The sequence below is a fragment of the Duncaniella sp. genome (assembly GCF_029056165.1).
GTDB lineage: Bacteria > Bacteroidota > Bacteroidia > Bacteroidales > Muribaculaceae > Duncaniella.
Genome location: NZ_JAIDBW010000047.1, coordinates 1 through 5,089, shown reverse-complemented (window position 1 = coordinate 5,089; position 5,089 = coordinate 1). Strand labels below are relative to the sequence as shown.

Here is a 5,089-nt window from a genome sequence, read left to right as displayed (position 1 = left end):
ACTACAAAATGGTATAACTATGAATTCAACATCAATTACAAGAAAACAGACTTCGTTTCGATTAAGTGAGAATTTGCTCCAACGTCTCCAGATAGAGGCTAAGAGGCATAATCGCAGTCTCAATAATCTTGTTGAGAGTGTGCTGCTCGCCTTTGTCTCAGAAAAGCCTAATAAGACAACCCTCGCTGCTATGAGTGAAGCCGAGACTACTGACAATTTAGAGACACTTGATCTCTCAAACTTCCGCAACTTTGTGGATTCTCTATGAAGACTCTGAAAATCACCACTCAGTTTAAGAAGGATCTCAAACGATATAAAAATCGGCCTAAGGTTATCGAGAAATTGGAGTTGGTTCTTGGTTTGCTTCAAAATGAATTGCCTATACCAGAGGAAAACAAGCCTCATCCACTGACGGGTAATTATCGCGGACACATGGAATGCCATGTGGAAAACGACACATTACTGATATGGTGGGATCAGGAATCTGACATAATCAAGTTGGTAAGATTCGGCACACATTCAGAATTGTTTTGAAGGAAGGTCGAAGTGCATTTAACAGTTTGCATACGAATAGTTAAAATGACCCCTCGGTCTTGTGTGGTTCACTGAAATTCAGTAATTTTTCACTGCGGAAGCAGAGGTTTCCGAGACGGTTGAGAAACCGTCGGAGAAGAACGATAAAATACCGTTATCAACTCGTTACACAAGAAATTAAACATTCTGTATCTAATTGATACTGCGATATTTGGAGTATAAGGAACAATTCCCTATAGCTCCACTTTAAATACTTAACAATCAAGTGTTTAACTAAATTTTCATCCGATTTCTCACTTTCAATGGGGCAGAAATCGGATGTTTTCTTTATGTGCTCACGGAAGCGGTCAGCCTACTGTTGTTTTTAGTCGTATATAATTTTTCTACCTCATTAAAATATACCTTGTATTACTGCGTTATATTAGATTTGTCAGATATCATCAAGATGAACCAACAGGAAATATTCGATTTATCTTTTGCCAATCAGAAAAAGGCGAAAAGTATTCTAAAGAAATCCGGTATAGCCAATGTATGGGAACAGAACGGCTGCCGTGTTAATCTCATAGGCTCACTGCGTATGGGATTGTTTGCCAACCATAGGGATATAGATCTCCATGTCTATTCAAAAGGAATAACTGAAGAGAGTAGCTTTGCCATAGCAGCTCAGATCGCAAAAATACCTGAAGTGACAGAGATAAAATGTATCAACGGACTACACACTGAAGAGCACTGCGTAGCGTGGCATATCTTCTATAAGCACGAAAAAGAAATATGGCAGTTTGATGTTATCCATATTGAGGAGGGATCAGAGTATGATGGCTATTTTGAACGTATGGCCGATAGGATTACAGAAGTGCTGACCCCCGTTCAGAAAGAAATGATTCTTCGGTTGAAATTCGAGACACCAACAGACAAAGATTATCATGGAGTAGAATACTATGAGGCCGTCATTGCAGATGGGATATCAAATATGAAAGACTTTGAAGAATGGGTATCTGAACACCGAAAGAAACCGATGTATTATTGGATACCATAAACTGCATTTCGTCCAATCCCGATAATCCGAGTCTGTGATATGCCGGCTTGCTAATCACGGATAATAGCACAACTGATTCTACAAAATCGTCTTATCGCCTATGTATTAGCAAAGGAATATCACAGAGGACATCGATCTCAGTCACAGTATGCGCTCGCGATTATGGTACTTTAACCGTTGCGCTCTTGGAGTTTAAAACGAGCTATAGGCTATACACTTTTTTCAGATTCGAGTAATACGATAGCTAAAACCATTCATTTTTGCACCTATTATACAAATGCACTATCTTTGACCTACAAAATGATATAGTTATGAATACGGTATCAGTAACAAGAAAACAAACTTCGTTTCGATTGAGTGAGGAAATTCCTCTATAAACTGATCCAAACTTATTACAAATTAATCTTTTATTTAAGCAAATGCTTTAGCATTCTGTAATAAGTCTAGACCATTTCATAATAAAAAAAGCGGCTTTCCGAAGAACTTTTTCATCGTACGGACTTTTATTACTATAAAGAGATTTTATTTAAAATACACTCACATATTTAACTATTTTGTATTATGAAATCATTTGGTAAAGGTCTATTCTGGTTAGGTTTCATTCTCCTTATGGGAGTGGTGATCGCCTACCTGATCATAATGCTGGCAGGGATTATGGCATTCGCTTCATGGACAACGGCAGTTTCATTCTGTGTTCTTATCCTTCTCGGTGGTCTGTTCATGCTCATCGGACGTTCGTCCGAACGCAAAGGAGAGATGAAAGCTCAGCGAAAAGAACTTGAACTCAAGGAAAAAGAAAATTCAGCTACAGACACGTCTAAATCAACCGAACTTACCGAAAATGTCTGAACGCAGACGTAACGCCGGAAGTACGGTAGGCATAAAATAATAGCGGAAGATGATCTTCGGATCATCTTCCGCTATTATTTTATACCTTTTACGGCCTTCTATTAGAACTCGGCCTTACCCGGTGTACGGGGGAAAGCGATAACGTCACGGATGTTTGTCATACCTGTAACGAAAAGCACGAGGCGTTCGAATCCGAGACCAAAACCGGAGTGAGGCACAGTACCGAAACGACGGGTATCGAGATACCACCACATATCCTTCATCGGGATATTAAGTTCCTCGATGCGGGCAAGGAGCTTGTCGTAATTCTCCTCACGTTCAGAACCGCCGATGATCTCTCCGATATGGGGGAAGAGCACATCCATAGCGCGGACAGTCTTGCCATCCTCATTCTGCTTCATGTAGAATGCCTTGATCTCCTTAGGATAGTCGGTAAGGATTACGGGCTTCTTGAAATGTTCCTCTACGAGGTAACGCTCATGTTCACTCTGGAGGTCAGTGCCCCAATGAACGGGGAACTCAAACTTCTTGCCTGATACCTCAAGGATCTTCACACCCTCGGCATAGCTGAGACGGATAAAGTCATTATCGACCACGAATTTCAGACGCTCGATAAGATCCTTGTCATACATTTCCTGAAGGAAAGTGATATCGTCAAGCGAGTGTTCGAGAGCGTAGTTGATACAATATTTCACGAACTCCTCGGCGAGATCCATATTGTCAGTGATGTCATAGAAAGCCATCTCAGGCTCTACCATCCAGAATTCCGACAGGTGACGGGGTGTGTTGGAGTTTTCTGCGCGGAAAGTAGGACCGAATGTATAGATCTGACCGAGAGCAGTGGCACCAAGCTCGCCTTCGAGCTGACCTGACACTGTAAGAGCCGTAGGTTTTCCGAAGAAATCCTGCGAATAGTCGGTCTTGCCCTCCTCATCCTTAGGCAGATTATTGAGGTCAAGAGTGGTCACCTGAAACATCGCACCTGCACCCTCACAGTCACTCGCTGTGATCAGCGGAGTGTTGAGGTAACAGAATCCACGTTCGTTGAAGAATTTGTGGATAGCGAACGCAAGTGTGCTGCGCACGCGTAGGATAGCACCGAACGTGTTGGTACGCGGACGAAGATGCGCTATCTCACGCAGGAACTCAAGAGTGTGACCCTTCTTCTGAAGGGGATAGCTCTCCACGTCGGCCGTGCCATAGACAAGAAGGCTGTCAGCCTGCACTTCACAGGTCTGACCTTTGCCCTGCGACTCAACGAGCATACCCTTGACGCAGATACTTGAACCGGTGGTGACTGGCTTCAGTTCCTCTTCAGTAAACTTGGCCATATCAAACACGATCTGGATATTCTTTATTGACGATCCGTCATTGAGCTGCACGAACTGAACATGCTTGTTGCCTCGGCGGGTACGCACCCAGCCTTTTGCCTCGACCTCCGTACCGATGAGTGAGGCATCCTTGAGCAGATCGACTACTTTAGTCCTTTTCATTTTCAAGCTATATGATAATATGTGTTTGCTGCTGTGTCAGAAGGGATAAATTCCGAATTGATTTGGACACAGCATCCTATGATTTTATTCGAATGAACCCATTTTAAGGAAGTTGACCTCTTCCTGAGTAAGGTAACGCCAGCGACCGCGGGGAAGATTCTTCTTGGTGAGACCTGCGAAATACACACGGTCAAGCTTGGTGACGTGATAACCGAGGCTCTCGAAAATACGGCGCACGATACGGTTGCGACCCGAATGGATCTCGATACCGGCCTGATTGCGGTCAGTCTCGGTAGCATACGAGATGGCATCAGCATGGATCGGTCCATCCTCAAGCTCGATACCGTCGGCGATACGCTGCATATCCTCCTCAGCGATATCCTTGTCGGTCCATACGTGATAGATCTTCTTCTTCACGAACTTGGGATGGGTAAGCTTGGAAGCGAGATCACCGTCATTAGTGAGGAGAAGCACACCGGTAGTGTTGCGGTCAAGACGGCCTACGGGATAGATGCGCTCTTCGCAAGCACCCTTCACGAGATCCATTACAGTAAGACGGCCGTTGGGGTCATCGCTGGTCGTTACGCAATCCTTCGGTTTGTTGAGAAGGATGTAGCACTTGCTTTCGAGAGTCACAACCTTGTCGTTGTATTCAACCACATCGTTGTGAGAGATCTTTGTTCCGAGTTCAGTCACGACCTCACCGTTGACCTTGATGAGACCCTGCTGGATGTATTCGTCAGCCTCACGACGTGAGCAAAGACCGGCGTTTGCCATAAACTTATTAAGACGGATCTGCTCATTGGGATCGGGAATGGGCATCTCGTACTCTATGCGGCGGGGACGCGGAGTGAAGCTGCGTCCGCCCTGCGGCATACCATACTGGTTCTGGCGGTTATTGGGTTTCTTGAAGCCGCCCTGACGGTTGTTGTTGTAACCACCCTGCTGACGGTTATTATTGAAGCCGCCCTGACGGTTGTTGTTGTAGCCGCCCTGACGATTGTTGTTGTAACCGCCCTGACGGTTGTTGTTGTAGCCGCCCTGACGGTTGTTGTTATAGTCGCCCTGCTGACGGTTGTTGTTATAGTCGCCTTGCTGACGGTAGATGAAACAGACATGCGCGTTATAGGTATAGTAGGACAGAAAGTAGTAGGGGTGCACGGGGGGAGCGGGGGAG

General features: G+C 44.8%; 6 protein-coding genes. 4 read left to right on the top strand and 2 right to left on the bottom strand.

Annotated features, from left to right (window positions below):
- The 4 genes from K2G41_RS10785 to K2G41_RS10770 form a co-directional block, all read left to right on the top strand.
- Positions 1–268 (top strand): toxin-antitoxin system protein (locus K2G41_RS10785; protein ID WP_300118064.1); only part of this gene is annotated, 268 nt, incomplete at its 5' end.
- Positions 265–534, top strand: coding sequence for a type II toxin-antitoxin system YafQ family toxin (locus K2G41_RS10780; protein WP_300118062.1), 270 nt, complete (start codon positions 265–267; stop codon positions 532–534). The genes K2G41_RS10785 and K2G41_RS10780, both read left to right, overlap by 4 nt.
- A 427-nt stretch (positions 535–961) precedes the next feature.
- Complete coding sequence (locus tag K2G41_RS10775; RefSeq protein WP_300118060.1) at positions 962–1,570, top strand: phosphoglycerate mutase family protein; 609 nt, start codon at positions 962–964, stop codon at positions 1,568–1,570.
- 561 nt (positions 1,571–2,131) lie between these two features.
- Positions 2,132–2,419: a hypothetical protein gene (locus tag K2G41_RS10770; RefSeq protein ID WP_300118058.1), complete on the top strand. Its 288-nt coding sequence runs from the start codon at positions 2,132–2,134 to the stop codon at positions 2,417–2,419.
- 101 nt (positions 2,420–2,520) lie between these two features.
- Here K2G41_RS10770 and asnS read toward each other — a convergent pair whose 3' ends face one another.
- The gene (asnS, locus tag K2G41_RS10765; RefSeq protein ID WP_300118056.1) at positions 2,521–3,912 is read right to left on the bottom strand and encodes an asparagine--tRNA ligase; all 1,392 of its coding nucleotides are present in this window, start codon (positions 3,910–3,912) and stop codon (positions 2,521–2,523) included.
- A gap of 84 nt (positions 3,913–3,996) precedes the next feature.
- Positions 3,997–5,089, bottom strand: a 1,093-nt coding sequence (locus K2G41_RS10760) for a pseudouridine synthase (RefSeq protein WP_300118054.1), incomplete at its 5' end; no start/stop codon positions are given.